Consider the following 214-nt stretch of genomic DNA (forward strand, 5'->3'; position numbering starts at 1 on the left):
TGATTTTGAAAAAAAGGGACAAAAAACACTGGCAATAAAAAACAATAATCGCAATCGGAGTATTGCCTGAATTCACTAAGGAAAGTACACCTGAAAAAATCGTGTCTTCGCTACGTGATTTTGAAAAAAAGGGACAAAAAACACTGGCAATAAAAAACAATAATCGCAATCGGAGTATTGCCTGAATTCACTAAGGAAAGTACACCTGAAAAAA

Annotated in this window: 1 protein-coding gene; it reads right to left on the minus strand. The window is 34.1% G+C overall.

The annotated features are described in order from the left end of the window. A partial coding sequence (locus BHE89_RS03995) for a paraquat-inducible protein A (protein ID WP_458694206.1) occupies positions 1–169 on the minus strand: 169 nt, incomplete at its 3' end. Positions 170–214 lie beyond the last annotated feature (45 nt).

Origin of the sequence: Shigella sp. FC1967 (assembly GCF_001743005.1) — a bacterium.
Classification (GTDB): Bacteria; Pseudomonadota; Gammaproteobacteria; order Enterobacterales; family Enterobacteriaceae; genus Proteus.